The following is a 439-nucleotide window of genomic DNA, read 5'->3' as shown; positions in this document are numbered from 1 at the left end:
TCACACGCGGATTGATCGGCCCATTCTGGGCTTCAGCGTGAACGGCATGGCAGGGGGGAACGCAGGAGCTTTTGACCCCAATAATAAGTATGCGGGCGAGAATGGGGCAACAACCTGCTGCGGCAGTGTCCGGGGAAAAACAGCTGAAGTGATCTGGACGCTCAGCGTCACAGGGCCACAGTACGATGCAGGGATGCGGCCTGAGCAGCGGCGGCTGGTGATGCCATTACCTGAGCGTCAGCGGGGTGAAAACGACCTGCACGTTTACTTTTTACCGGGAGATAAGGTGTTACTGGGGTGGAGTGATAACGCGTTCTCGCCCTACGATCCGCGTAGCCCGAACTATACCCCCTCGGAGCTTCTTAAAGGAGAATAGCTATGGAAATGGATTTGGATGCGATTATCGCGGCCGCGCACCGGGCGCAGCAATCCTGTGACT

Annotated in this window: 1 protein-coding gene; it reads left to right on the top strand. The window is 57.2% G+C overall.

From position 1 onward, the window contains the following. A partial coding sequence (locus tag ACLRGG_RS21040) for a hypothetical protein (protein WP_416251546.1) occupies nucleotides 1-376 on the top strand: 376 nt, incomplete at its 5' end. Between the last annotated feature and the right edge of the window lie 63 nt (nucleotides 377-439).

The sequence above is a fragment of the Erwinia sp. PPS120 genome (assembly GCF_047918655.1).
Classification (GTDB): Bacteria; Pseudomonadota; Gammaproteobacteria; order Enterobacterales; family Enterobacteriaceae; genus Erwinia; species Erwinia tasmaniensis_A.
This window is presented reverse-complemented; position numbering and strand designations above follow the sequence as displayed.